The 25,640-nt window shown below is 58.9% G+C and carries 24 protein-coding genes; 6 read left to right on the top strand and 18 right to left on the bottom strand.

Annotated elements, in window-relative coordinates:
* Nucleotides 1-8: 8 nt before the first annotated feature.
* Nucleotides 9-656 carry a nicotinamidase gene (locus BM300_RS15695; RefSeq protein ID WP_092463254.1) on the bottom strand — a complete coding sequence of 216 codons (648 nt, stop codon included), beginning with the start codon at nucleotides 654-656 and terminating at the stop codon, nucleotides 9-11.
* Between the two features lie 181 nt (nucleotides 657-837).
* Between BM300_RS15695 and BM300_RS15690 the strand changes: the two genes are divergently transcribed.
* Entirely contained in the window at nucleotides 838-1,395 is a 558-nt protein-coding gene (locus tag BM300_RS15690; RefSeq protein ID WP_092147551.1) for an adenylyltransferase/cytidyltransferase family protein, read from the top strand.
* Nucleotides 1,385-2,092, top strand: coding sequence for an NUDIX hydrolase (locus BM300_RS15685; protein WP_092147548.1), 708 nt, complete (start codon nucleotides 1,385-1,387; stop codon nucleotides 2,090-2,092). Before BM300_RS15690 ends, BM300_RS15685 begins: the two co-directional genes overlap by 11 nt.
* Nucleotides 2,093-2,139: 47 nt before the next feature.
* On the opposite strand, the gene BM300_RS15680 is transcribed toward BM300_RS15685, so the two are convergent.
* The 6 genes from BM300_RS15680 to BM300_RS15655 form a co-directional block, all read right to left on the bottom strand.
* The gene (locus BM300_RS15680) at nucleotides 2,140-3,573 is read right to left on the bottom strand and encodes an FAD-binding oxidoreductase (RefSeq protein WP_092147545.1); all 1,434 of its coding nucleotides are present in this window, start codon (nucleotides 3,571-3,573) and stop codon (nucleotides 2,140-2,142) included.
* 17 nt (nucleotides 3,574-3,590) lie between these two features.
* A complete protein-coding gene (locus BM300_RS15675; RefSeq protein WP_092147542.1) occupies nucleotides 3,591-4,748 on the bottom strand; it encodes an L-talarate/galactarate dehydratase in 1,158 nt (385 codons plus the stop codon).
* Between the two features lie 80 nt (nucleotides 4,749-4,828).
* Complete coding sequence (locus BM300_RS15670) at nucleotides 4,829-6,349, bottom strand: tripartite tricarboxylate transporter permease (protein ID WP_092147539.1); 1,521 nt, start codon at nucleotides 6,347-6,349, stop codon at nucleotides 4,829-4,831.
* 9 nt (nucleotides 6,350-6,358) lie between these two features.
* Complete coding sequence (locus tag BM300_RS15665; RefSeq protein WP_371856965.1) at nucleotides 6,359-6,805, bottom strand: tripartite tricarboxylate transporter TctB family protein; 447 nt, start codon at nucleotides 6,803-6,805, stop codon at nucleotides 6,359-6,361.
* Nucleotides 6,806-6,908: 103 nt separating this feature from the next.
* Complete coding sequence (locus BM300_RS15660) at nucleotides 6,909-7,880, bottom strand: tripartite tricarboxylate transporter substrate binding protein (RefSeq protein WP_092147533.1); 972 nt, start codon at nucleotides 7,878-7,880, stop codon at nucleotides 6,909-6,911.
* Between the two features lie 945 nt (nucleotides 7,881-8,825).
* On the bottom strand, nucleotides 8,826-9,842 hold the full coding sequence (locus BM300_RS15655; protein WP_092147530.1) for an AraC family transcriptional regulator: 1,017 nt from the start codon (nucleotides 9,840-9,842) through the stop codon (nucleotides 8,826-8,828).
* 133 nt (nucleotides 9,843-9,975) lie between these two features.
* Between BM300_RS15655 and BM300_RS15650 the strand changes: the two genes are divergently transcribed.
* From BM300_RS15650 to BM300_RS15635, 4 genes are all read left to right on the top strand, one after another.
* Nucleotides 9,976-10,896 (top strand): alpha/beta hydrolase, encoded by a 921-nt coding sequence (locus BM300_RS15650; protein ID WP_170862062.1) that lies wholly within the window; start codon nucleotides 9,976-9,978, stop codon nucleotides 10,894-10,896.
* A gap of 4 nt (nucleotides 10,897-10,900) precedes the next feature.
* Nucleotides 10,901-11,764, top strand: a complete 864-nt coding sequence (locus tag BM300_RS15645; RefSeq protein WP_092147524.1) for an SDR family NAD(P)-dependent oxidoreductase — start codon at nucleotides 10,901-10,903, stop codon at nucleotides 11,762-11,764.
* A gap of 28 nt (nucleotides 11,765-11,792) precedes the next feature.
* On the top strand, nucleotides 11,793-12,629 hold the full coding sequence (locus tag BM300_RS15640; RefSeq protein ID WP_092463252.1) for an SDR family NAD(P)-dependent oxidoreductase: 837 nt from the start codon (nucleotides 11,793-11,795) through the stop codon (nucleotides 12,627-12,629).
* A gap of 299 nt (nucleotides 12,630-12,928) precedes the next feature.
* Nucleotides 12,929-14,248, top strand: a complete 1,320-nt coding sequence (locus tag BM300_RS15635; protein WP_092147521.1) for an outer membrane protein transport protein — start codon at nucleotides 12,929-12,931, stop codon at nucleotides 14,246-14,248.
* A gap of 386 nt (nucleotides 14,249-14,634) precedes the next feature.
* Here the strand turns inward: BM300_RS15635 and glmS are convergent, their stop codons facing one another.
* The 11 genes from glmS to atpB form a co-directional block, all read right to left on the bottom strand.
* Nucleotides 14,635-16,467 (bottom strand): glutamine--fructose-6-phosphate transaminase (isomerizing), encoded by a 1,833-nt coding sequence (gene glmS, locus BM300_RS15630; protein ID WP_063323662.1) that lies wholly within the window; start codon nucleotides 16,465-16,467, stop codon nucleotides 14,635-14,637.
* 1 nt (nucleotide 16,468) lies between these two features.
* Nucleotides 16,469-17,245 carry a DeoR/GlpR family DNA-binding transcription regulator gene (locus tag BM300_RS15625; protein WP_060739917.1) on the bottom strand — a complete coding sequence of 259 codons (777 nt, stop codon included), beginning with the start codon at nucleotides 17,243-17,245 and terminating at the stop codon, nucleotides 16,469-16,471.
* 208 nt (nucleotides 17,246-17,453) lie between these two features.
* Nucleotides 17,454-18,821, bottom strand: a complete 1,368-nt coding sequence (gene glmU / locus BM300_RS15620; protein WP_092147518.1) for a bifunctional UDP-N-acetylglucosamine diphosphorylase/glucosamine-1-phosphate N-acetyltransferase GlmU — start codon at nucleotides 18,819-18,821, stop codon at nucleotides 17,454-17,456.
* Nucleotides 18,822-18,936: 115 nt separating this feature from the next.
* Complete coding sequence (locus BM300_RS15615; protein WP_003207087.1) at nucleotides 18,937-19,362, bottom strand: F0F1 ATP synthase subunit epsilon; 426 nt, start codon at nucleotides 19,360-19,362, stop codon at nucleotides 18,937-18,939.
* A gap of 45 nt (nucleotides 19,363-19,407) precedes the next feature.
* Nucleotides 19,408-20,784 (bottom strand): F0F1 ATP synthase subunit beta, encoded by a 1,377-nt coding sequence (gene atpD / locus BM300_RS15610; protein WP_014340987.1) that lies wholly within the window; start codon nucleotides 20,782-20,784, stop codon nucleotides 19,408-19,410.
* A gap of 27 nt (nucleotides 20,785-20,811) precedes the next feature.
* Nucleotides 20,812-21,672: a F0F1 ATP synthase subunit gamma gene (gene atpG, locus BM300_RS15605; protein WP_063323660.1), complete on the bottom strand. Its 861-nt coding sequence runs from the start codon at nucleotides 21,670-21,672 to the stop codon at nucleotides 20,812-20,814.
* 50 nt (nucleotides 21,673-21,722) lie between these two features.
* Nucleotides 21,723-23,267 (bottom strand): F0F1 ATP synthase subunit alpha, encoded by a 1,545-nt coding sequence (atpA, locus tag BM300_RS15600; protein WP_017129296.1) that lies wholly within the window; start codon nucleotides 23,265-23,267, stop codon nucleotides 21,723-21,725.
* A gap of 21 nt (nucleotides 23,268-23,288) precedes the next feature.
* Complete coding sequence (locus BM300_RS15595; RefSeq protein WP_003207094.1) at nucleotides 23,289-23,825, bottom strand: F0F1 ATP synthase subunit delta; 537 nt, start codon at nucleotides 23,823-23,825, stop codon at nucleotides 23,289-23,291.
* A 12-nt stretch (nucleotides 23,826-23,837) separates the two neighbouring features.
* The gene (locus BM300_RS15590; RefSeq protein ID WP_003187193.1) at nucleotides 23,838-24,308 is read right to left on the bottom strand and encodes a F0F1 ATP synthase subunit B; all 471 of its coding nucleotides are present in this window, start codon (nucleotides 24,306-24,308) and stop codon (nucleotides 23,838-23,840) included.
* A gap of 58 nt (nucleotides 24,309-24,366) precedes the next feature.
* The gene (atpE, locus tag BM300_RS15585) at nucleotides 24,367-24,624 is read right to left on the bottom strand and encodes a F0F1 ATP synthase subunit C (protein WP_003097235.1); all 258 of its coding nucleotides are present in this window, start codon (nucleotides 24,622-24,624) and stop codon (nucleotides 24,367-24,369) included.
* Nucleotides 24,625-24,755: 131 nt separating this feature from the next.
* Nucleotides 24,756-25,625, bottom strand: a complete 870-nt coding sequence (gene atpB, locus BM300_RS15580; RefSeq protein WP_092147515.1) for a F0F1 ATP synthase subunit A — start codon at nucleotides 25,623-25,625, stop codon at nucleotides 24,756-24,758.
* Nucleotides 25,626-25,640: the final 15 nt, after the last annotated feature.

Raw genomic sequence — 25,640 nt, 5'->3', positions numbered from 1 at the left:
GCTCTTCCTTATGCGTTTGCCAGGCGGATGGTTTCTTCGCGGGTCAAGGCCACCGAAATCCCCGCTTGCTGCATGTCTTGGATGGCCTGGATGGCCCCCTCCTCACTGATGGCCCGGCAGGCCGGGAGGTGAATGATCACCTCGAAGCCAGCGGCGGCCAGTTGCAGAGCGGTGGTCTTGACGCAGAAATCCAGCGCCAGCCCGCCAACAATCACCTGCCGCACACCCAGGCCGTTCAGGTACTCGATCACCCCGGTGGACAGCTTGCCGTGCAGGTCGTGGTAGCACGCGCCGTAGGGGTGCAGATCCGGCTCGACGCCCTTCCAAACGAAATAGTCGTAGTCATAGGGGCTCGGCAATTGATCCAGCAGGGCGAAACCTTCGGTGCCGGGAACGCAGTGGCTGACCCAGGTGATATCGGCGTGCTCGAGCCCCGTCGGCACGAACATCTGTGCGTGATCGGCGACCACCCACGGAGCCAGGGGCGAATGGGCGTCCTTGCTGCCGATGCGGAGGCTGGCCAGGGATGCGACGAAATTCAGCTCACCGGCAATCTGGTCACCGCCCGGCACCGGAAGCTCATCGGGGCATAGCGGCGTAAAGCTCTTTTGCGCATCGACATCGAAGGAAGCGGTTTTCCGGGTCAGGCTGTTCATGCTGGGTTTCTCCTCTTCATGGCGATGAGAGTACACAAGATGTACTTTCATGACAAGCCACTCACAGAAAATATTTTTGACGAACTCTCCTTAACAATGGCTATTGCTCAGCACAAATCATGTTTTCACTAAAAAGATTTTGCTGATAGAGTACATGTCGTGTACCAAAAGAGGATATGCCATGTTCGAGATTGCCCTTTATGGCGGCGCCTTCAATCCTCCGCACGCCGGTCACGCCCAGGTGATGATCGAGGCCTCACGCCTGGCCAGACGCGTGCTGGTGGTCCCCAGCTTCCGGCATCCTTACGGCAAACAAATGGTCGACTATGACGTTCGCCTGAACTGGCTGGAATCGATCGTCGAAAAGGTGCAGCCACTGTGCTGCGCCGAAGTGCGTGCAAGCCGGGTGGAACAGGTCGTGGCCCGTGGCGTTGAGGGCGCAATCTACAGCTACACCCTGCTCGCCCACCTCGCCGACAGCCTGGCCCTGGACGGCAAGCGGATTGCATTGGTGGTGGGCCGGGATGTCGCGGATCGGCTGCCGACCTTCTACCGCGGCCAGGAATTGCTGGAGCGTTTTTCCATTCTTTGCGTGGAGGAAAAGATCCACGTGCGCAGCACGGTGGTTCGCGAACGACTGGCGTTGGGCGAGTCGCTTCCCTCCGACTGGATGGCTCCCGGCATGAACCCGTTAAACTATGACCTTTATGCGACCCACGGAAATCGACATGCCCACTAGCACAGCCCCCGCGCGCGACTACCTGCACACCATCGACCTCTGTGTGCTGCGCTTGTGCCGGGAGACCCAGGCGCTGGAAATCCTCTTGAACCGCCGGGAAGCCGAGCCGTTCGCCGGTCACTGGGCGCTGCCCGGGATCGTGGTCAATGGTGACGTCGAAGATCTCACGCTCAACGACGCCGTGGAGCGTCTGCGCAGCTCAAGCAAAGTGGGCATGCCGCTGGCCTGGATCGAACAGGTCGGCACCGTCGGCGACGCGTTCCGCGATCCGCGCTGCTGGTCGTCGTCGACTTTTTATCTCGCGATTGTCAGCGAGGCGGTCCAGCTCGCCGAACACCAGGGTTTTTTCCCCCTCAAGGATGTCGCTGACGCCTCGATCAAACTTCCTTTCGACCACAACAGCCTGGTGGCTGCGGTCCAGGAGCGGTTGTTGTCCAAAGCCCTCTACAGCAGCCTGCCGCTGATGTTCCTGGGCCCGGAGTTCAGTGCGCCGGAAGCGGTGGGCATTTTCTCCGTGGTGCTCGATCGTCCGGTGCTCAAGACCAGCATGCGCCAGCGTCTATTGAAGATGACCGAGGCGGGCTACTTGCAGGAAACCGGCCGCAAGAAAAGCGGCGACGGCGGCCGCCCGCAACGCACGGTGGAAAACCTCAAGCCGGCCAGCGTTTATCTTTTTGATCGTTGTTTTCTGGAGTAACGCTTAGCGACAAACGCAAATGCTGGCGCCATCCGCGCTATATCTGATTATTCGAGCCCGGCAGTGAAGACCTTGCCAGGGTTCATTAACCCCGCCGGGTCCAGCGTGCGTTTAATGGCACGCATCAATTCGATCTCCAGCGGATCCTTGAAGCGAACGGCCGCGTCAGGCTTGGCTTGTCCCAGTCCGTGCTCAGCGCTGATGCTGCCGTTGAAGGCGCTTGTCATCCGGTAGATGACCTCCATGATCGCGTGTTCCCGGGCCCTGAACGAGGCGTCCGTCTCGCCGAGCGGTTTGCTGATGTTGTAATGCAGGTTGCCGTCGCCCATGTGGCCGTAAGAAACGATGCGCACCCCCGCAAAGTCCTGTTGTAAGACACTGTCGGTGCGCTCGATGAATTCCGGTATGCGACTCACGGGTACGCTGATGTCATGCTTGAGGCTCGGGCCTTCATGATTCTGCGCCTCGGAAATACCTTCGCGCAGCGCCCACAGTGCCGCGGCTTGCGTCTGGTTGCTGGCCAACACCGCATCGCTGACCCAACCGCGCTCGAAGGCGTGGGCCAGGCCGTTTTCAAGCAACAGCGTCAATGGCGCGTCGGGCACCGTGTCGCGCAGCTCAATGAGGGCGTACCAAGGATGCTTCGTTTCCAGCGGGTCACTGCAACCGGCCACATGGTCCAGGACAAAATCCAGGCTTTGGCGCGACATCATCTCGAAGCCCGTCAGGCGGTCGGCGCACAGGCTGCGCACATGGCCAATCAACTCCACCGCCGCCTGCGGCGAAGGCAGCGCGACCCAGGCTGTCGCCGTGCTATGGGTCGCCGGGAACAATTTGAGCACCGCCGCCGTGATGATCCCGAGCGTGCCCTCCGAGCCAATAAATAAATGCTTGAGGTCGTAACCGGTGTTGTCCTTACGCAAGCCCCGCAATCCGTTCCAGACGCGGCCGTCAGGCAGCACCACTTCCAGGCCAAGGGTCAGCTCACGCATGTTGCCGTAACGCAGCACTGCCGTTCCGCCGGCATTGGTCGCAAGATTGCCACCCACCGTGCAACTGCCCTCCGCCCCCAGTGACAGCGGAAACAGGCGCCCAACCTGGCTGGCGGCATCCTGTAAATGTTGCAGAATCACCCCGGCCTCTACCGTGATGGTTTCGTTGGCCAGGTCGATTTCCCGGATGCGCTTCATCCGGTTCAAGGACAGCACCAATTGGCTGCCAGAAGCATCGGGGATCGATCCGCCATTCAAGCCGGTGTTGCCGCCTTGGGGCACCAAGGCCACTTGGGCGTCATGACAGATGCGTACAACCTCGGCCACTTCCTCGGTCGTCGCCGGGCGTACCACCAACGCAGCCTGGCCTTGATAGGCGTTACGCCAGTCCGTCAGATAGCTCTGCATCAACGCCGGGTCACGTACCAACCCTGCCTGCCCTACCACCTGCTCGATGCGTTGGAGCACTTCATCGCTCAACGAAGGCATCCCTCTCTCCTTAGCACTTACGGACGCTGCCCGAACGCTGCCTGATTCGCCGTCCAGCCAGCCACGCGCTCACTCAAGGACAGCCCAAGGCCAGGCCGGGTGGGCACCAACATCCGCCCATCACGGGTTTGCATACGCTCATTGAACAGCGGCTCCAGCCATTCGAAATGTTCCACCCAAGGCTCGCGACTGTACGTGGCAGCCAGATGGATATGCAGCTCCATGGCAAAGTGCGGCGCAATCATCAGCCCCGCTTGCTCGGCCAACGCCTGGACTTTGAGATAAGGGGTGATGCCACCGACACGAGGGGCATCAGGCATCAGGTAATCGGTCGCGCGCAGTTTGATGAACTCCCAGTGTTCGGCAACGCTGGTGAGCATTTCACCGGTGGCGATTGGCGTATCGAATTCCCGAGCCAATGCGGCGTGACCTTCGGCGTCGTAGCAATCGAGCGGTTCCTCGATCCAGATCAGGTTGAACTGCTCGAGACGGCGGCACATGCGCTGCGCAGTGGGCCGATCCCATTGCTGGTTGGCGTCGACCATCAATGGAAAGTCATCGCCCAGATGTTTGCGGATGGTGCTGACCCGGTGCAGATCCAGTGCCTGGTCAGGCTGACCCACCTTGAGCTTGATACCACCAATGCCCTTTTCCCGAGACAGCTCGGTATTGATCATTAATTGATCAAGCGGCGTATGCAGGAATCCACCCGATGTGTTGTAGCACTGGACCGAATCGCGATGGGCGCCGAGCAAGCGAGCCAACGAAAGATTGGCTCGCTTGGCTTTCAGATCCCACAGGGCGACATCGAACGCGCCAATGGCCTGTGTGGCCAAGCCGCTGCGCCCCACCGAGGCACCCGCCCAGCAGAGCTTGTCCCATAGTTTGGAAATATCGCTTGGATTCTCGCCGATCAGGCTGGGGGCGATTTCCTGGGCGTGGGCAAATTGCCCGGGGCCACCGGCGCGCTTGGAATAGCTGAACCCCAGGCCACGGTGGCCGTCCCTGGTTTCGATTTCCACGAACAGAATGGCGATTTCTGTCATTGGCTTTTGCCGGCCGGTCAGCACCTTGGCATCGCTGATGGGATTGGCCAATGGCAGGAAAACCGAGGCCACGCGCACCCAGGCAATGCGGTCGTCGTCGGCGGAAGGCATTTGAGGCGTGTCTTGCATGGCTTTGCTCCGAACGTTTGGGTTTGGCTGCTGCAACACCTGTTCGGGTTGCAGCAGCGAACGCGGACAAATGCAGCGAGCTAGCTGCGCATCAATTCAATAGCCGCGCTTTTCCTGTTGCGAATAACCGTCACCAGGTGCCAGGAGATGGAGGCGGCAGCCAGGATGAGAAAGCCCGCTGAGATGGGGTTGGTGAGGAAGCCGACGAAGTTGCCGTCGGACAGCATCAAGCCACGGCGTAAGTTGGTTTCCGCCATGGGGCCCAGGATGAAGCCGATGATGAACGGTGCAATCGGCAAACCGGCTTTGACGAACCCGTACCCCAGCAAGCCAAACAGCAACACCGCCCAGACATCGAAGATCCGGCTGTTCAAGCCGAAGGCCCCAACCACGCACAAGACCAGGATGATCGGCAGCAGGATGTGCTTGGGCACCGCCAGCAACTTGATGAACATGCGCAGGCCGTAGAACTCCAGCACCAGCATCAGCACGGAAGCGAGGATAAGCGCGGCGAAGATCGTATAGACCAACGGTGCCTGGCTGATGAACAGCAGGGGCCCTGGCTGGATGCCGTGGATCATGAAACCGCCGAGCATGACCGCCGTGGTGGTATCGCCGGGAATGCCCAGCGTCAGCAGTGGAATCATCGCGCCACCGATGCCGGCATTGTTTGCCGTCTCGCTGGCCACCACGCCGTCAATCTTGCCTTTACCGAACTCCTCAGGCGTCTTGGAGCGTTTCTTTGCAACGATGTAAGAAACGATATTCGACGTACCGGCACCGATACCGGGCAGGATGCCGATACCGAGGCCGATCAGGGATGAACGAGTGGCGTTGGGCAGTTGACCGACAAATTCCTTTATCGAAAAACCGAAACCTTTCACGCCTTTCATACTGACGTGCTGTGGTTTGGCCCGGTGGCTCAGGCGCGCACTCTCAGCAAACTTCAGCACCTCGGCGACGGCAAACATGCCGATCATGACAGTCAGCATGGCGAAGCCGCCATTGAGGCTCGGCAGGTCAAAGGTAAAGCGGCGAATGGCCTCGACCGGTGCAATCCCCACGGTGGAAAAGGCAAAACCCAGGGCACCGGCAAACAAGCCTTTGACCAGCGAACCGGTCGACAGCGTGGCGATCAACGTCAGCGAGAAAATAGCGATGGAAAAATATTCGTGCGGGCCAAAGCTCAGGGCCAGTTCCGCCAGGATCGGGGCGATGAACATCAGCGCGGCGATACTGAAAATCGTGCCAAGAAACGAGAACACCACGCCAATCCCAAGGGCCTTGACGCCATGGCCTTGTTTCATCAGCGGCCAACCATCGAATGTCGTGGCGATGGAGGCCGGCGTTCCCGGTATGTTGAGCAATATCGCCGATATCAGCCCTCCCGAAGTGGCACCGACGAACAACGCGACCAGCAGCGCCAAGCCAGGGCCTGGCCCCATCGAGTAAGTCAGCGGCAAGCACAGCGCGATGGCCATGGTGGCCGAGAGCCCGGGCACCGCACCAAAAACGATCCCCACCGCAACGCCGAGGGTGATCAGGAGAAAAACGTAGGGTGTCAGTACGGCCGCGAAGCCTGTTTGCATGAGTTCGATCATGGCCGTCCCCTAGAAATCCAATAAACCGACCGGCAGGAGCAAGTCGAAGCCATGGCGAAAAATGAAGAAAATCAGCACCGCCGAAACGACCGCTATCAGCGCGTATTGGAGGTGCTTGACCTTTTGTTCCGCAGGGGTCAGCACGATGAACTGGGCATAGAGATAAAGCACCGTCATGATCACAAAGCCTACGGTCTGCAGCAGCGCTGTAAAAATCAGCACCAAAGCCAGGGATTTGAAGACTGTTGGATAGTCGATCGACTCAGGTTTTTCTGTCGGTTCGGCACTTTTGTCCGGCAGCTTTCGCCACGCCCATAATTGCAACGCACCCAACAGGCATAACGCGACAGCAAGCACCCAAGGTACAAACGCGGCATCGACCAACCCGCGACGCGGCAGGTTCAAGGTCAATACCAGATAAGCCACGCCGGCACCGAGCATGGCCAGGCCGGCCAATAGCTCGTTTCTTTTATAGGAATCCATACAGGCTCCTCTTGCTGGAAAGGACTGATGATCGGGTGGTTGCCAACGCGGCGCACACCCGAGCCGCTACGCAGAATTACTTGGCTTTACGCATCTCGTCCTTGAACTGCATGAAGCTGTCGCGGGTTTTGTTCAGGGTGGCAACAGCTTCCTCGGTGCCCTGGAAACTGACCGGCTGCTTGAAGGATTTCTTCAGCTCTTCGGCGTATTCCGGCTCTTCGGTAATCTTCTTCATGGTGTCGGCCATTTTCTTGACGATGGCCGGGTCAGTGCCTTTCGGGAAAGCGACGACATAAGGCTTGTCCAGGATCAGGTCCACGCCTTGTTCCTTGAAGGTCTTGACGTCGCCCAGCAATGCGTTGCGCTCAGCGTTGGGCTGGCCCAAGGCAGTCATCTTGCCGCTGGTGATGTAATCCTGGACCGACCCATAACTGATGGCGCCAAGGTCAATGCGCTTGCCCAGCAAGGCGACGATTTTTTCCGACACCGTGCCGCTGTCGACCATTTTCAGTTTCACACCGGCGAGCTTCTCGAACATCAGCCCTTGCAGGTGAGAGAAGTTGCCCATTTCGGTACCGTAGGTAATGGTGCCGGGCTTGGCCTTGGCTTTTTCAATCAGTTGGTCGAGGCTGTCGATGCCCGAGCTTTTCGCCGAGACGAACACCGCACCTTTGTCGACGCCGGCGATGCAGGAGATATCAAACGCATCAAAGCGATCCTCCGAGAGTCCCGCCACTTCGTTAACGATCAACTGGCCGGTGTGGGTGAACAGGATGGTATTGCCGTCTGGCTCTGCACTCTTGACCGCATCGGCGGCAATCGTCCCGCCCCCGCCGGCCATATTGGTCACCACCATGGATTTGCCGGTGAGCTTGGTAAAGTACTTGGCCATCATTCGTGCGTTGAAATCAGTGTCACCGCCGGCGTTGGCAATCACCACCACCTGCACCGGACGACTTGGCCAGTCGCTGGCATCGGCGGCCATTGCCGTGCCGGCAGTCAGGCTCAGGAAAGAGGCGATCAAAGAGGCGCAGAGTGTTTTCTTCATTATTGTTCTCCAGGTGCTGCCATTGATTGTGGGTTTGAAGTTACGCACGAAGCGAGCACGCCCAGCGCTAACGCCTGACGAGGCAAGCGCACAGGCCTTAACGTTGGGATCGAGGAATTGGATAGCCGTTGCGAGCCCGCAGGGGGCTTCTCGCAAAGAGAGGAAGGTCGCTGGCGCCCTGCGATAACGCGTGGGACCGGTGACTTGCAAAATCGCAGGGCGGTAGATGTGGAAGACATGACTGCGCCTTTCGTTTTTATTATTTTTCTATGTCATACGTTGTCGTATGACTTGATATCATCATCTAAGTCCCGTGTTGTCAATGCAGTCGTTCGGCAGCTTGCCTTGAATACGACGAACAGGGCTGGCCGACCAGAGCGCGATTGAGCTCGGTTCCCAGCCTGAACCAGCACGAAGTCTAGTCGCCCCTAAAAAAAAACCCCCTGAATCAGGGGGTTGGTTTCTATCAGCGTTTCGGGGCTGAGCTGTGGATTAAGAGAATTAAAACTGTCGCAAAAGACGCCCAGTTTCCGTGGCCTTCAGCCCGATTCGGAGGAAATGCAAAACTGTCGCGAGCCCCAAAAACCGTGACTCGGACAAATACGCTTGAGAATAAAAACTGTCTAGCCCAGGAACGGCGGGCCTTACAGCCACTTCTGAGATTCCAAGAGTGGATGTCCTACCCGCTATTCGGGATGAACCCAGCAGCCCGGGCTCTCACTGTCGAAGAAATCGACCTCTACTGGACCTTATATCTCTGATGGTTGCATCGAGTCTTCGGGGGCCGCCAACGTGTCTTCGCAACACGCTAGCGCAGATTCAAGCCCTGATAACGAAACGCTCAGCGGCCACTCAATGGACCACTCAAAAAGGGCCTGATATCCCGAGGCCGAACAGAGACTGAGCCTGCTCCCGAAGCCTTCCCTAATTCCATGGACTCCCCGCTCAGTAACTCTCCGAGTTGAGTTGTCTCGCCTCATGGGGCGACCTTCCACTCCACTCCTTGAAGGCGCGAGTGAAGGCGCTGTGCTCCGAATAGCCCAGCAGCATGGCGATATCCACGATTTGCAGGCGTGGATCGCGCAGGTACGACAACGCTAGTTCGTGGCGAACCAAGTTCAGCTCATAGCGAAAGCTGGTGCCGGCCTCTTTTAGACGGCGCTGTAGCGTGCGTGACGAGGTGCCCAGTTGGGGGCTTATCCGCTCTATGCTCGGCTCACCTTCGCGCAAGGCATGGGTGATGGTCTTGCGCAGCTGTTCCACGAATTCATCCTGCTGTGGCAACTGGGCCAGCAGGCGATCCGCATGTTGTTCCAACAGGGAGACCAGCGCCGGGTCGGGGCTCTTAAAGGGCAGTTCGAGCAGTTGCGCGGAGAAACGCAGGACCGCCTCGGCCTGACCGAAGCGTACCGGGCAGCCGAAGAAGGCTTCGTACGGGCTGGTGTCGAGAGGGCTGGGATGATTGAAATCGATTCGCAACGGGTTGACCGTGCCGCGCACTAGGGCACGGCAGAACTGCATTATGGCAACCATACCGGTTTCGTTCACCAAGGGTCCGGGCTGGTACTGGCTGACATCCCAGACCAGTTCGAACCAGCCGTCGCCGTCGCGGCGAGTCATGGGAATGACGTCGTACACCAGGCGAATGTAGCGCTCCAGGCGTTGCAGAGCCGTACCGAGATTACCACAGGCCAGCAGCACCGAGCCGAGCACACCGATATGCCGGGCGCTGATGGTTTGGCCGACGTGTAGGCCCAGCAGCGGGTCGTCCAGTGCCTGCGCCGCCGTCACCAGCAGGCGATCCCAGCATTCCACGTCAACGCCGCCGACACCCTCCTGGGCAGGTGTGGGCCAGGGCTGGCCAAGTACCGACTCGGGCTCATGACCGAGCACCTCCAGGTATTCATAGAGCAGTTGCACGTAGGTCTCTGGCACCACGCGCCGATACAAAGGCTGGCTCATCGGGCCTCTTTAGGCTGGTTGGCCTTTTGTTGTTTGGCGCAAAGTGTCAAGCGGGGCGTCGGATACCGTCAAGCCTTCCTAACGGCAGCGGCCGAGAATGACGGCACTCCAGCCATTCCAGCAGATGCCGTTCATGAACACGATCACCGATCTTCTGGCACCAGCGACAATCCAGTTCTTCTCCAACGGCTCGCGTTGCGTTGCCGACTTTTACCGCCCACTGGGTGCAGGACCTTTCCCGGTGGTGGTGATGGCGCATGGGCTTGGCGGGACGCGCAAGATGCGCTTGCCGGCCTTTGCCGCCCGCTTCGCCGCCGCCGGCTACGCGTGCCTGGTGTTCGACTATCGCCACTTCGGCGACAGCGAAGGCGAGCCGCGCCAACTGCTGGATATCAACCGCCAGCTCGAAGACTGGACAGCCGCGATAGATCACGCCCGCCGCCTCGCGGATGTGGACCCGCAGCGTATCGTTATCTGGGGCACCTCGTTCGGTGGCGGGCATGTGCTGGCCACCGCCGCCGACGATGCCAGGGTGGCCGCTGTCATTTCCCAATGTCCCTTCACCGACGGCCTGAGCTCCAGTCTTGCCACCGAACTCCTGGTGTCACTTCGCCTCACCTTGCTGGCCCTGGCCGACCGTATCGGCTCGTGGTTCGGCGCCAAACCCATTCTGGTTCCGCTCGCCGGTCAACCTGGCGATACGGCATTCATGACTTCGCCGGATGCCTGGGGTGGCTATAACGGGCTGATCCCGTCAGGTGCGCGTATCCGCAAAGAGGCCGCCGCGCGTTTTGCCCTGGACATCATTCGCTACTACCCCGGGCGCAGTACACCTCGTATCCAGGCCCCTGTGCTGTTTTGCGTGTGCGATCCCGACAGCGTGGCACCGGCGAAGCGGACGCTGCGTCACGCCCGGCGCGCGCCACGTCATGAGATCAAGCGCTATGCCCATGGGCATTTCGATATTTATGTGGGCGAAGCCTTCGAGCAGGTGGTGGGTGATCAACTCGACTTCCTCAAGCGCAACGTGCCAAGCACGCCAACGAAGAGATAAGAATATGTACGACCTTCAAGGCAAAGTGGTTCTGATCACCGGCGCGGCTGGCGGCATCGGCGCCGCCAGTGCACGCGAACTGTATGTGCAGGGCGCCAGCCTAGTGCTGACCGATACCTCGCAGGAGGCGGTGGACAAGCTGGCCCAGGAGTTCAACAGCCAACGTGTGTTGCCGCTGGCGTTCGACGTCACCGACGCCGAGGCGGCAAAGGCAGTGATATGCCAAGCAGTCGAGCGTTTCGGCCGTCTCGATGTGGCCTTCGCCAATGCCGGCATCTCCTGGCGAGGCGTACCGGCGACCCTACGCACCTGCGACGAAGCGGAGTTCCGTCGCATCATTGAGGTGGATCTGTTCGGGGTGTGGCACGCGATGCGCGCCGCACTGCCGGAGGTCGTGCGCAATCGGGGCCAAGTGCTGGTCACGTCGTCGACCTATGCCTACTTGAACGGCATGGCCAACGCGCCCTATGCCGCGAGCAAGGCGGCGGTGGAGTCGCTGGCCCGCTCGCTGCGCGCCGAGTTAAGTGCAACCGGGGCCAGCGCCAGCGTGCTCTATCCCGGCTGGACGGCGACCGCCATCGCCAAGGTCGCCTTCGGTGGCAACGCCATCGCCACCCAGATGAACGAGACCCTATTGCCGGCCTTCCTGCATCAGGCGATTGCACCGGAACAGGTGGCACGTGGCGTGGTGCGCGGTCTACAAAAGCGCCAGCCGCGCATCGTTGTACCGGCTCGCTGGGCGCCCATCTCACTGTTGCGCGGCCTGTTCAACGTTTTCACGGACTGGCATCTGACACGCGATGCCCGCCTGCAACGGTTGCTCCACCAATTGGAAGAAGAAACCGTTCGCACCCAGAGCCCTAGTTGATGCCCCACTACTTGCTTAAGGTTCACCCATGAAAAGCTACTCGTTGAACGACCGCGTCATCGCCATCACTGGTGCCACGGGTGGTCTCGGCAGGGCCGCCGCGCAGGCCCTGCGCGACAAAGGCGCGAAGCTGGTCTTGCTGGATCTCGATCTGGATAGCCTGAATGCAATGGCTGTCACCCTGGGCGGGCCTAATGTCGCTGTCGGTTGGGTGGCCAACGTGCGCTCAATTGAGAGTCTGGAAACGGCGCTGAAAGAGGCCGCGCAGCATTTCGGCGGAATTGATGTGGTGGTCGCCGGCGCTGGCGTCAGCTCGGTGGTAGCCCTGGAGTATATCGATCCCGCCACGTTTGACCGGGTCATCGATATCAACCTCAACGGTGTGGCGCGCACCTTCCGCGCCTCACTGCCCCATGTGAAGGCACGCCAGGGCTATCTACTGGCCATCTCGTCTATGGCGGCTTTCGTTCATTCGCCGTTGAACACGGCCTACACCGCCAGCAAGGCCGGAGTCTGGGCCCTGTGTGACAGCTTACGCCTGGAGCTTCGTCAGCACGGCGTGAGTGTCGGCTCATTCCACCCGACCTTCTTCCAAACGCCGATGATGGAGGCGATCGTTGATGGGCCGTCCTCCACCCTGGTCTGGAATAACCATCAGGGGATCTGGCAGTTCGTCGCGTTGGAGCAGGTGGTGGCCGCCCTGGTGGACTGCATCGAGCAGCGGCATGACTTGGTGACGGTGCCACGCAGCCAAGTGCTGGTGGCGAAAGCGCCAGGCTTGCTGCGTCGGCTTATCGAGTGGATCGGTTTCGACGCTGGAAAAGTCGCCGAAGCGGTAAGGCTCAGCGATGAAGACAAGGCTTGATTAGGTCAGGGTCACAGCCTGAACAAATGACCGCTTCTGGCCGTGGGCATGTCGCCCGCATCCGGGCCGGAACTAACCAGGAAATCCTGGCGCCGCTCTTGGGGCGCTATAGCTTCCAAGTCGAATGGCTTAATTGAGTCCCTGACTCGCATTTGTAAGTCCAGCAGTCGTGCCCTGGTGGTGTTCCTTCAGGTTCTTTTACACAACTTCGATCAACTCCAACCGGCACTCAAAAGTGCACAGGAAGGCGAAGCCTTGCCTGCGTGCAATCAACAAAAACAATAAACGAGAGGTGGAAAATGAAACTCAATAGCCGTGCGATCCCGTGTCTCTCCGCTCAGCGAAAGAGTGCTGCGTGGATTAAGTACACCAGTGTCATGGCACTGCTCAGTGCCTCTACAATTGCAGGCGCTAATGGCATTGCTCTTAACGAACAAAGTGCCAGCAGTGCGGGAACTGCTTATGCGGGAAGGTCGTCTTCCGCACTGGACGCCAGCACCATCTACGGAAATCCTGCTGGCTTGACCAAGTTGAAACGTACCGAGATTTCCGGCGGGGCCGCGATCATCTCGGGGAGCGACGACATTAGTGATGCGCAGAGCAGTGTCGCAGGAACGAATAAGGGGGACTCGGTACCTTTGGCGGTCGTGCCCTTCGCCTATCTGTCGACGCCGCTTGATGATCGTTTTTCGATTGGTCTGGGTCTCTATGCTCCGAGTGGTCTGATCAACGAATACGAGAGCACTTTTCAGGGCCGCTACCAGGGTTCCTATAGCTCGACCAAGGAGGTAACCCTGCAGCCCACCATTGCCTATCGGATCAATGATTACGTGTCCATTGGTGGCGGACCGACCATAAATCATTTCGATGCAAAACTTCAGAATTACCTGGCCACCGGCGCTCTGAACAACGGCCAGGACACACGGGTCACCATCAAAGGCGATGACACGGCAATTGGCTACAACGTCGGCCTCTTGGTTGACTTGAGTGATGCAACGAGTTGGGGGATTAACTACCACTCGAAGGTGAGCTATCACCTCAAAGGGCATACCGAGTTTTCCGGCTCCCCGAGCGTTATCCCGCTGGACGGAAAGTATGACAACAAGATAGACATCACGATGCCCGAATCCGTGAACACCTCTATCACCCATCATTTCAATAGTCGCTGGACGGGATACCTGGGGACCACCTGGAAACGTTGGAGTCGACTGAAAAAGATCGAGGCAATCAACAGCGATGTTTCCGCCCTTGGCCAGAGTGCGGGTCTGGAGCGTGTGGGCGAACCATTGAACTGGCACGACACGTGGTCCACCGCCGTTGGCGTATCCTTTCAATTGAACCAACAATGGCTGCTGCGTGCAGGCTACGCCTACGATCCGTCGCCGATCAGCAATGCCGATCGTAGCGTGCGCGTTCCGGTTGGTAACCGCCAAGTCGTGACCCTGGGTGGCGCTTATTTGCCGAATCCCGATCTGACGATAGACTTTGCTTATGGTTATCTCTGGGAATCCAAAGCCTCGGTAAACCAACCGAACAACTCCGGCCTTCAACCTGAATACAGTGCTAATTACGAAAACAGTGCGAATATATTTTCAGTGCAGGCAACCTATCGATACTAATCCTCACCCTCATAAGCCCGATGAAGGTCAGTTAAGCAATTTCAGCCGCGACGCACTCTTTGCTGTAGCAGCCTCGTGAACTGGACAGTTGCTACAGATCGCATTACGGCTTAACTAATTGGCGTTGCTGAATCAGCCGATTGAAGCCGTTGCATCCTTGCCAACCCATCGCCGCTGAGAGTCTTTTCAACTCGATATTCTTCAACACGTGACGTGTCGCGAGCTGAATTTTCAAAGGCATGGGCGAGGGTCAAAGCGGGGTTGCAGCCATCGCAACAGAAGGGAGGGAGCCTGTGTCGATGAAGGGAGCTGGGACAGCTCCCTCCCTCTGCGACAGTTTTTATTGTCTAGCGACAAAACAGGAGCCTGGGCTCTCGGTGGACAACTCACTCCACCGTCACAGACTTCGCCAAGTTACGTGGCTGGTCCACATCAGTCCCCTTGAGCACGGCGACGTAGTACGACAACAACTGCAACGGAATCGTGTAGAGGATCGGCGACAGGATGTCGTGGATATGCGGCATGTGCACCACGTGGGTGCCTTCGCCATTGGTCATGCCAGCCTTCTCGTCAGCGAAGACAATCAACTGGCCGCCACGGGCGCGCACTTCCTGCAGGTTGGACTTGAGCTTTTCCAGCAGCTCGTTGTTCGGCGCCACGGTGACCACCGGCATGTCGTTATCCACAAGCGCCAGCGGGCCGTGCTTGAGTTCACCGGCCGGGTAGGCCTCGGCGTGGATGTAGGAGATTTCCTTGAGCTTCAAGGCCCCTTCCATCGCCACCGGGAATTGCGCGCCACGCCCGAGGAACAGGGTGTGGTTCTTCTCGGCGAACAGTTCGGCGATTTTTTCCACCGTGCTGTCCATCGCCAAGGCTTCGCCCAGGCGGGCTGGCAGGCGGCGCAGCTCCTCCACCAAGGTTGCCTCGACCCCTTTGCCCAGAGTACCGCGCACCTGGCCCAGGGACAGGGTCAGTAACAGCAGGCCCACCAGTTGCGTGGTGAACGCCTTGGTCGACGCCACACCAATTTCGCGACCGGCCTGGGTCAGCAGGGTCAGGTCGGATTCGCGTACCAGCGAGCTGATGCCGACGTTGCAGATCGCCAGGCTGGCGAGAAAACCCAGTTCCTTGGCGTTACGCAGGGCGGCCAGGGTGTCGGCGGTTTCGCCGGACTGGGAGATGGTGACGAACAGCGAATCGGGCTGCACCACCACTTTGCGATAACGGAACTCGCTGGCCACTTCGACCTGGCACGGAATACCGGCCAGTTCCTCCAGCCAGTAACGGGCGACCATGCCGGCGTGATAACTGGTGCCGCAGGCCACGATCTGCACGTTGCGGACCTTGGCGAACAACTCGGCCGCCTGTGGACCGAACGCCTGGACCAGTACCTGGTTCTGGCTCATGCGGCCTTCCAGAGTGCGTTGGACCACGGCCGGTTGTTCGTGGATTTCCTTGAGCATGAAGTGGCGGAACTCGCCCTTGTCGGCGACATCGGCACCGTCGCGGTACTGGACGGTTTCACGTACCACGTCATTGCCGTCGAGGTCCCAGATCTGCACGCTGTCGCGGCGAATTTCGGCAATATCGCCTTCTTCCAGGTACATGAAGCGGTCGGTGACCTGGCGCAGCGCCAACTGATCGGACGCCAGGAAGTTTTCCCCCAGGCCCAGGCCGATAACCAATGGGCTGCCGCTGCGGGCCGCCACCAGGCGGTCAGGTTGTTTTGTGCTGATGACCGCCAGGCCATAGGCACCGTGCAGTTCCTTGACGGTGGCCTTGAGGGCGACGGTCAGGTCCACCAGGTCCTTGAGCTTGTGGTTGAGCAGATGGGCGATGACTTCGGTGTCGGTGTCCGAGGTGAACACATAGCCGAGCGCCTTGAGCTGTTCACGCAGGGCTTCGTGGTTTTCGATGATGCCGTTGTGCACCACCGCCAGCTCGCCGGAAAAATGCGGGTGAGCGTTACGCTCGCACGGCGCGCCATGGGTGGCCCAACGCGTGTGGGCGATGCCCAGGCGACCGAGCAGCGGTTCGGCTTCCAGCGCCTGTTCCAGCTCGCTGACCTTGCCCGGACGACGCATGCGTTCGAGCTTCTCGTCGTTGGTAAACACCGCCACACCGGCGCTGTCATAACCGCGGTACTCCAGGCGCTTGAGGCCTTCGAGCAAGATTGCTGTGATGTTGCGTTCAGCTACGGCGCCGACAATTCCACACATGCTATTTCTCCTGGCTGACAGGCGCGCAGATCACAGTAATGCCGCGCGCCTGAATCTGATCGCGGGCCTCTACGGGCAGGCGATCATCGGTAATTAGGGTATGGACGCTGCTCCACGGCAGTTCCAGGTTGGGGATTTTCCGGCCGATCTTGTCGGCCTCCACCATGACGATCACTTCCCGGGCAACCTCAGCCATCACGCGGCTCAAGCCCAGCAGTTCGTTGAAGGTGGTGGTGCCTCGAACCAGATCGATGCCGTCGGCGCCGATGAACAGTTGGTCGAAGTCATAGGAACGCAGGACCTGCTCGGCCACCTGGCCCTGGAACGACTCGGAGTGAGGATCCCAGGTACCGCCGGTCATCAACAGCACCGGCTCGTGCTCCAGTTCGCTCAAGGCGTTGGCGACGTGCAGGGAATTGGTCATCACCACCAGGCCCGGCTGTTGGCCGAGTTGCGGAATCATGGCCGCCGTGGTGCTGCCGCTGTCGATGATGATGCGCGCATGTTCACGGATCCGCTTCACGGCGGCCCGGGCAATGGCCAGTTTGTACTTGGAGACGGTTTGCCCGTTATCGGCCACCAACTCCTGCGGCATCGGCACCGCGCCACCGTAGCGACGCAGCAGCAGGCCATTGGTTTCCAGGGCAGCGAGATCCTTGCGAATCGTAACTTCCGAGGTTTCGAAGCGCTTGGCCAACTCATCCACACTGACCTCACCCTGCTCCTGGAGCAAGGCAAGAATATTGTGACGGCGTTGTGGTGTGTTGCGCTTTGACATGGCGAGGTAAGTTTCGATTCGAAAGATAACGTAACTAATCAAAACCTATTGCAGGGCTATCGTCAAGGCGGGAGAAGAAAAATTCAGAAATCATGAAATCAATGTGGGAGCGGGCTTGCTCGCGAAGGGGTCGAATCAGACAGTACAACGTGAACTGAAACAACGCTTTCGCGAGCAAGCCCGCTCCCACACGGGGGCTGTGGATAACTTAGCTCTTCTTGATTTTTACCGGGCGCTTCCAGCCGTCGATATTGCGTTGCCGGGCGCGCGCCACCGCGAGCTGAGCGTTATCCACATCCTGATTGATGGTCGAACCTGCGGCCGTGCTTGAACCATCACCGAGGGTCACAGGCGCCACCAGCGAATTGTTGGAGCCGATGAACACGTCCTCACCCAACACGGTTTTCCACTTGTTGGCACCGTCGTAGTTACAGGTGATAGTCCCGGCGCCAATGTTGGTGCGGGCGCCGACTTCAGCGTCACCGAGGTAGGTCAGGTGCCCGGCCTTGGCGCCTTCGCCCAGGTGAGCATTCTTCAGTTCAACAAAGTTACCCACATGGGCACGGGCTTCCAGCACAGAGCCTGGGCGCAGGCGGGCAAACGGGCCAGCATCGCTGCCCTCCCCCATGACCGCACCATCGAGATGGCTGTTGGCCTTGATCACCACGCCTTTGTGCAGGGTGCTGTCCTTGATCACGCAGTTCGGACCAATGACCACATCGTCTTCGATGACAACCTTGCCTTCGAGGATGACGTTGATATCGATGACCACATCGCGACCCACGCTGACTTCACCGCGCACGTCGAAACGGGCCGGATCGCGCAGCGTCACGCCTTGGGCCATCAGGCGGCGGGCGGCGCGCAATTGATAGTGGCGCTCCAGTTCGGCCAATTGCCGGCGATCGTTGGCGCCCTGCACTTCCATGGCGTCCAACGGCTGCTCGGTGGCGACCACCAGTCCATCGCTGACCGCCATGGCGATCACGTCTGTCAGGTAGTACTCACCCTGGGCGTTGTTGTTCGACAGACGACTCATCCAGTCACCCAGGCGCTCAGCCGGCACGGCCAGAATCCCAGTGTTGCCTTCAGTGATCGCGCGCTGGGCTTCGTTGGCGTCCTTCTGTTCGACGATGGCGGTCACTTGGCCGTCGACGTCACGCACGATGCGGCCATAACCGGTTGGGTCGTCCAGCTCGACGGTCAACAGGCCCAACTGTTGTGGCGCGACATGCTTGAGCAGGCGTTGCAAGGTGTCGACTTCGATCAGCGGCACATCGCCGTAGAGAATCAGCACCGTATCCGCCGTGATGAATGGCACTGCCTGGGCCACCGCATGGCCAGTGCCCAGTTGTTTGTCCTGCAAGACGAAATTCAGGTCATCGGCGGCCAGGCGTTCGCGCACAGCATCGGCACCGTGGCCGATCACCACGTGAATGCGCTGTGGATCAAGTTGCCGGGCGCTGTGGATAACATGGCCGAGCATGGAATTGCCGGCTACCGGGTGCAAGACCTTGGGCAGCGCCGAACGCATGCGGGTGCCTTGACCGGCCGCGAGGATAACGATTTCGAGAGACATGACTGGCTACCAATCCTGGGTGGTCAGCGGCTGCGACCAGATGATGAGTGTCGGGAAAAGAAAAAAGGGTAGCCGAGGCTACCCTTTTTAATCAATCGCACAGAAAGCAGACGGCTTAGCCGCCGAACTTCTTGCGGATCTGCTGGACGGTGCGCAGCTGGGCTGCGGCCTCGGCCAGACGTGCAGCAGCAGAACCGTAATCGAACTCCGCGCCTCGCTCGTGCAGGGCCTTCTCGGCAGCCTTGACGGCTTCCTGAGCGGAGGCTTCGTCCAGGTCGGCAGCACGTTGCACAGTGTCGGCAAGGACCTTGACCATGTTCGGCTGAACCTCGAGGAAACCACCGGAGATGTAATACACCTCGGCTTCCCCGCCCTGCTTGATCAAGCGGATCGGACCCGGTTTCAGATTAGTGATCAGCGGTGCGTGACCCAGAGCGATACCAAGATCACCCAGCTCACCATGCGCAATCACCATCTCGACCAGACCGGAGAAGATTTCCCCTTCCGCACTGACGATATCGCAATGGACTGTCATAGCCATCTGATTGCCTCAACCTAAATTAGCGCCCGTTGCCGGGCGCCGGGATTACAGTTTCTTGGCTTTCTCGATCGCTTCTTCGATGCCGCCGACCATGTAGAACGCTTGTTCTGGCAGGTGGTCGTAGTCACCGTTGAGGATGCCTTTGAAGCCAGCAATGGTGTCTTTCAGGGAAACGTATTTACCCGAGGCACCGGTGAAGACTTCAGCCACGAAGAACGGCTGCGACAAGAAGCGCTGGATCTTACGAGCGCGGGATACCAACTGCTTGTCGGCTTCCGACAGCTCGTCCATACCCAGGATCGCAATGATGTCCTTCAGCTCTTTGTAGCGCTGCAGCACGTACTGGACGCCGCGAGCGGTGTCGTAGTGCTCCTGGCCGATCACGTTCGGGTCCAGCTGGCGCGAAGTCGAGTCCAGTGGGTCAACCGCTGGGTAGATACCCAGGGAAGCGATATCACGGGACAGAACGACGGTGGCGTCCAAGTGGGCGAAGGTGGTCGCTGGCGACGGGTCGGTCAAGTCATCCGCAGGTACGTATACCGCTTGGATCGAAGTGATCGAACCTTCCTTGGTCGAAGTGATACGTTCTTGCAGAACGCCCATCTCTTCAGCCAGGGTCGGCTGGTAACCTACTGCCGAAGGCATACGGCCCAGCAGTGCGGATACTTCGGTACCGGCGAGGGTGTAACGGTAGATGTTGTCGACGAACAGCAGAACGTCGTTACCTTCGTCACGGAACTTCTCGGCCATGGTCAGGCCGGTCAGGGCTACGCGCAGACGGTTTCCCGGCGGCTCGTTCATCTGGCCGTAGACCAGTGCCACTTTGTCCAGAACGTTGGAATCCTTCATCTCGTGGTAGAAGTCGTTACCCTCACGAGTACGCTCACCCACACCGGCGAACACGGAATAACCGCTGTGCTCGATGGCGATGTTACGGATCAGTTCCATCATGTTTACGGTCTTGCCCACACCGGCACCACCGAACAGACCGACTTTACCGCCCTTGGCGAACGGGCAAACCAGGTCGATAACCTTGATGCCGGTTTCCAGCAGGTCGTTGCCGCCTGCCTGTTCAGCGAAGGATGGCGCAGGACGGTGAATGCCCCAGCGCTCTTCGGTGTCGATCGGACCGGCTTCGTCGATCGGGTTGCCCAGTACGTCCATGATCCGGCCCAGGGTCGCTTTACCGACCGGTACGGAGATGGCAGCGCCAGAGTCGACAACGTCCAGACCGCGCTTCAAGCCTTCGGTAGAACCCATCGCAATGGTGCGAACGATGCCGTCGCCCAGCTGCTGCTGAACTTCCAGGGTAGTTTCCGCGCCTTGTACTTTCAGCGCGTTGTAGATGCTCGGTACGCTGTCGCGTGGAAATTCCACGTCGATAACGGCGCCGATGATTTGAACGATACGTCCGCTACTCATAGCTGGATCCTCTGAATATTTGAACCGTTAAACCGCGGCAGCGCCGCCGACGATTTCCGAGATCTCTTGGGTGATCGCAGCCTGGCGCGCCTTGTTGTAGATCAGCTGCAAATCGCTGATCAAATCACCGGCGTTGTCGGTAGCGTTCTTCATCGCGATCATCCGCGCTGCTTGTTCAGCTGCGTTGTTCTCGACCACCGCCTGGTAGACCTGCGACTCCACGTAGCGGACCATCAAGCCGTCGAGCAGCTCCTTGGCATCCGGTTCGTAGAGGTAGTCCCAGTGGTGCTTGAGTTCCTGTTCCGGGGTCGCCACCAGTGGGACCAATTGCTCCACGGTTGGCAGCTGCGTCATGGTGTTGATGAACTTGTTGGATACCACGGACAGACGGTCAATCCGGCCTTCCAGGTACGCATCCAGCATCACCTTGACACTGCCGATCAGGTCATTGATCGACGGCTCTTCACCCAGGTGGCTGATAGCAGCGACGACGTTGCCGCCGAAGTTACGGAAGAAAGCCGCACCCTTGCTACCAATCACGCACAGATCGATCTCGACGCCTTGTTCGCGGTTTACAGCCATGTCCTTGACCAGGGCCTTGAACAGGTTGGTGTTCAAGCCACCGCACAGACCACGGTCACTGCTCACCACGACGTAACCGACGCGCTTGATGGCGCGTTCGATCATGAACGGGTGGCGATATTCCGGGTTGGCGTTGGCCAGATGACCAATCACCTGGCGGATGCGCTCCGCATAAGGGCGGCTAGCAGCCATGCGCATTTGTGCCTTGCGCATTTTGCTGACCGCCACTTTTTCCATGGCGCTGGTAATTTTTTGCGTGCTTTTGATGCTCGCAATCTTACTGCGAATCTCTTTTGCGCCTGCCATGTAACACCTATCAGGTTAGCAAGCGGGAGCCTTGCGACTCCCGCTGCGGCTTACCAGGTTTGGGTGGCCTTGAACTTCTCGATACCGGCTTTCATGCCCGCGTCGATTTCGTCATTGAAGTCACCCTTCACGTTGATCTTGGCCAACAAGTCGGCGTGATCGCGGTTGAAGTAAGCAATCAGCGCTTGTTCAAAGCTGCCGACCTTGGCGATTTCAACGTCAGTCAGGAACCCACGCTCAGCGGCATACAGCGACAGCGCCATGTCAGCGATCGACATCGGTGCGTATTGCTTCTGCTTCATCAGCTCGGTAACGCGCTGACCATGCTCAAGTTGCTTACGGGTCGCTTCGTCCAGGTCAGAAGCGAACTGGGCGAATGCCGCCAGTTCACGGTACTGGGCCAGGGCGGTACGAATACCACCGGACAGCTTCTTGATGATCTTGGTCTGAGCGGCACCACCCACACGGGATACCGAAACACCGGCGTTCACAGCAGGACGGATGCCCGAGTTGAACATGGCCGATTCCAGGAAGATCTGACCGTCGGTGATGGAAATCACGTTGGTCGGAACGAACGCGGAAACGTCGCCAGCCTGGGTTTCGATGATCGGCAGCGCGGTCAGGGAACCGGTCTTGCCAGTCACTGCGCCGTTGGTGAACTTCTCTACGTACTCTTCCGAAACGCGGGATGCGCGCTCCAGCAGACGGGAGTGGAGATAGAACACGTCGCCTGGGTAGGCTTCACGGCCTGGTGGACGGCGCAGCAGCAGGGAGATCTGGCGATAAGCCACTGCCTGCTTGGACAGATCGTCATAAACGATCAGCGCGTCTTCACCGCGGTCGCGGAAGAATTCACCCATGGTGCAACCGGAGTACGGTGCCAGGAACTGCAGCGCAGGAGATTCCGAAGCACTGGCAGCCACGATGATCGTGTTGGCCAGGGCGCCGTTTTCTTCCAGCTTGCGAACCACGTTGGCGATGGTCGATTGCTTCTGACCGATGGCTACGTAGACGCAGAAAATGCCGCTGTTCTTCTGGTTGATGATCGCGTCGATCGCCAGAGCGGTCTTACCGATCTGACGGTCACCGATGATCAGCTCACGCTGGCCACGGCCGACAGGGATCATGGCATCGACAGCCTTGTAGCCAGTCTGTACAGGCTGGTCTACCGACTTACGCCAGATCACGCCAGGAGCAACTTTCTCGACCGCGTCGGTCTCGGTGTTGTTCAGCGGACCTTTGCCGTCAACAGGGTTACCCAGTGCGTCGACAACACGACCCAGCAGTTCCTTACCAACCGGAACTTCGAGGATGCGGCCGGTGCACTTGGCGCTCATGCCTTCAGCCAGAGAGGTGTACGCGCCCAATACCACGGCACCTACAGAGTCTTGCTCCAGGTTGAGGGCCATACCGTAGACGCCGCCCGGAAACTCGATCATCTCGCCGTACATGACGTCGGCCAGACCGTGAATCCGCACGATGCCGTCAGATACGCTGACGACAGTGCCTTCGTTACGGGCTTGGGAGGTCACATCGAGCTTGTCGATGCGGCCCTTGATAATTTCACTTATTTCGGAAGGATTGAGTTGCTGCATTGCTCTGCTGCCCCTTCAAACTCAAGATTTCAATGCTTCGGCAAGTTTCGCGATTTTGCCGCGAATCGAGCCATCGATAACCAGGTCGCCGGCGCGGATTACAACGCCCCCTATCAGGGACTTGTCTTCCTCGACTTGCAGGCGCACTTCCCGGTTGAGTCGTGCACTGAGAACCTTGGCGAGTTTGTCTTGCTGTTCTTGGTTCAATGCGAAAGCACTGGTCACTTCCACGTCTACCGACTTCTCTTGCTCGGCCTTGTACAGGTCAAAAAGAGTGGCGATCTCCGGCAGAAGCAGGAGACGGTCGTTTTCGGCAACGACGTGAATGAAATTCTGTGCCTTGGCATCGAACTTGTCGCCGCACACGTCAATGAACGTGGCGGCCTTTTCTGCGCTCGTCAGTCGCGGGGCCTTGAGCACGCGCTGCATGGTGTCGTCTTGCGACACCGCTGCAGCCAGGCCGAGCATGGCTGACCAATTGGCCAGTTGCTGGTGGGCCTGAGCGTGCTCGAAGGCCGCCTTAGCGTAAGGTCGGGCCAACGTGGTCAGTTCTGCCATGATCGCCCTCGCTTAGATTTCAGCAGCCAGTTGGTTAACCAGCTCTGCGTGCGCGTTTTGATCGATTGTGGCACCCAGGATCTTCGAAGCACCGCCAACGGCCAGAGCACCCACTTGGGCACGCAGCGCGTCTTTGACACTGTTGAGTTCCTGTTCGATCTCGGCTTGAGCCTGAGCCTTCACACGGTCAGCTTCGACGCGAGCCTGTTCACGGGCTTCGTCGACAATCTGGGTACCGCGTTTCTTGGCTTGCTCGATGATTTCAGCTGCCTGAGCTTTCGCTTCGCGCAGTTGCTGACCCACTTTCTCATGGGCCAACTCCAGGTCGCGAGCTGCACGGCTGGCAGCGTCCAGACCATCAGCGATCTTCTTTTGACGTTCGTGCAATGCCGCAATGACCGGAGGCCATACGAACTTCATGCAGAACAGTACAAAAATCAGGAACGCAACGGACTGGCCAATCAGGGTCGCATTAATGTTCACGCCAACACCTCGCAGTTACGTTGTCCATCACACCAATCTACTCGAGACATCCGAGTAATTAGCCAGCGATTTGACCAACGAACGGGTTCGCAAAGGTGAAGAACAGAGCGATACCAACACCGATCATGGTCACGGCGTCGAGCAGACCGGCCACGATGAACATTTTGACTTGCAGCATTGGAACCATTTCTGGCTGACGCGCTGCGCCTTCCAGGAACTTGCCGCCCAACAGGCCGAAACCAATTGCGGTACCCAGTGCGCCCAGGCCGATCAACAGTGCAACAGCGATAGCGGTTAGACCAACTACAGTTTCCATCTTTCCTCCCGACTTTTACGTCGTATGGTTTAGGTTTTTTAGATTAAAGCGGTAAAACAAATCGTTTCTCAGCCCGGTTCGGGCTCCTTCCCGTTTGACCGGGAAGGACATCAGACTAGTCGAGACTGGCCTTAATGGTTTTCTTCGTGCGCCATCGACAGGTAGACGATGGTCAACATCATGAAGATGAACGCCTGCAGGGTGATGATCAGGATGTGGAACACAGCCCACGCCCATTGCAGGACCACACCCAGGCCGCTGAGCCACAGCAGGCCGCTGCCGAACATCACAGCGATCAGGATGAACACCAGTTCGCCGGCATACATGTTGCCGAACAGACGCAGTGCCAGAGAAATCGGTTTGGCGATCAGGGTCACGAATTCGAGCAGGAAGTTCACCGGGATCAGCAGGGCTTGGACCAGGATGTTCTTGCTGCCGAACGGGTGCAGGGTCAGTTCGCCGATGAAGCCGCCGATGCCCTTGACCTTGATGCTATAGAAAATGATCAGTGCGAAGACCGAGAAGGCCATGCCCAGGGTCGCGTTCGGGTCGGTGGTCGACACAGCGCGGAATGGGATGTGGTGGTCACCGGAGATCAGGATGGCCAACTGAGGAATCCAGTCGACCGGTACCAGGTCGACGGCGTTCATCAGGAACACCCAGACGAAGATGGTCAGTGCCAACGGTGCGATCACCGGGCTACGGCCATGGAAGCTGTCCTTCACGCTGCCATCGACGAATTCGACCAGTACTTCAACGAAGTTCTGCAGTGCACCAGGCTGACCGGAAGTCGCCTTCTTTGCCGCCATGCGGAAAAGAAAAACGAAGATCAGACCCAATGCGACCGACCAGCCGAGGGTATCGACGTGGAAAGCCCAGAAACCCATTTCCTTGGCTTCTGCTGCGGTGTGGGCAAAGCCCCAGCCGCCGTTGGGTAGCTGACCGAAGGTCAGGTTCTGCAAGTGGTGCTGGATATAGCCCGAAGCGGTTGTCTCTGCCATGGTTGCCTCAAACGC

Origin of the sequence: Pseudomonas sp. NFACC46-3, from assembly GCF_900114515.1 — a bacterium.
GTDB lineage: Bacteria > Pseudomonadota > Gammaproteobacteria > Pseudomonadales > Pseudomonadaceae > Aquipseudomonas > Aquipseudomonas fluorescens_Q.
The sequence above is the reverse complement of the archived record's forward strand: the minus strand, read 5'-3'. Positions and strand labels throughout refer to the sequence as shown.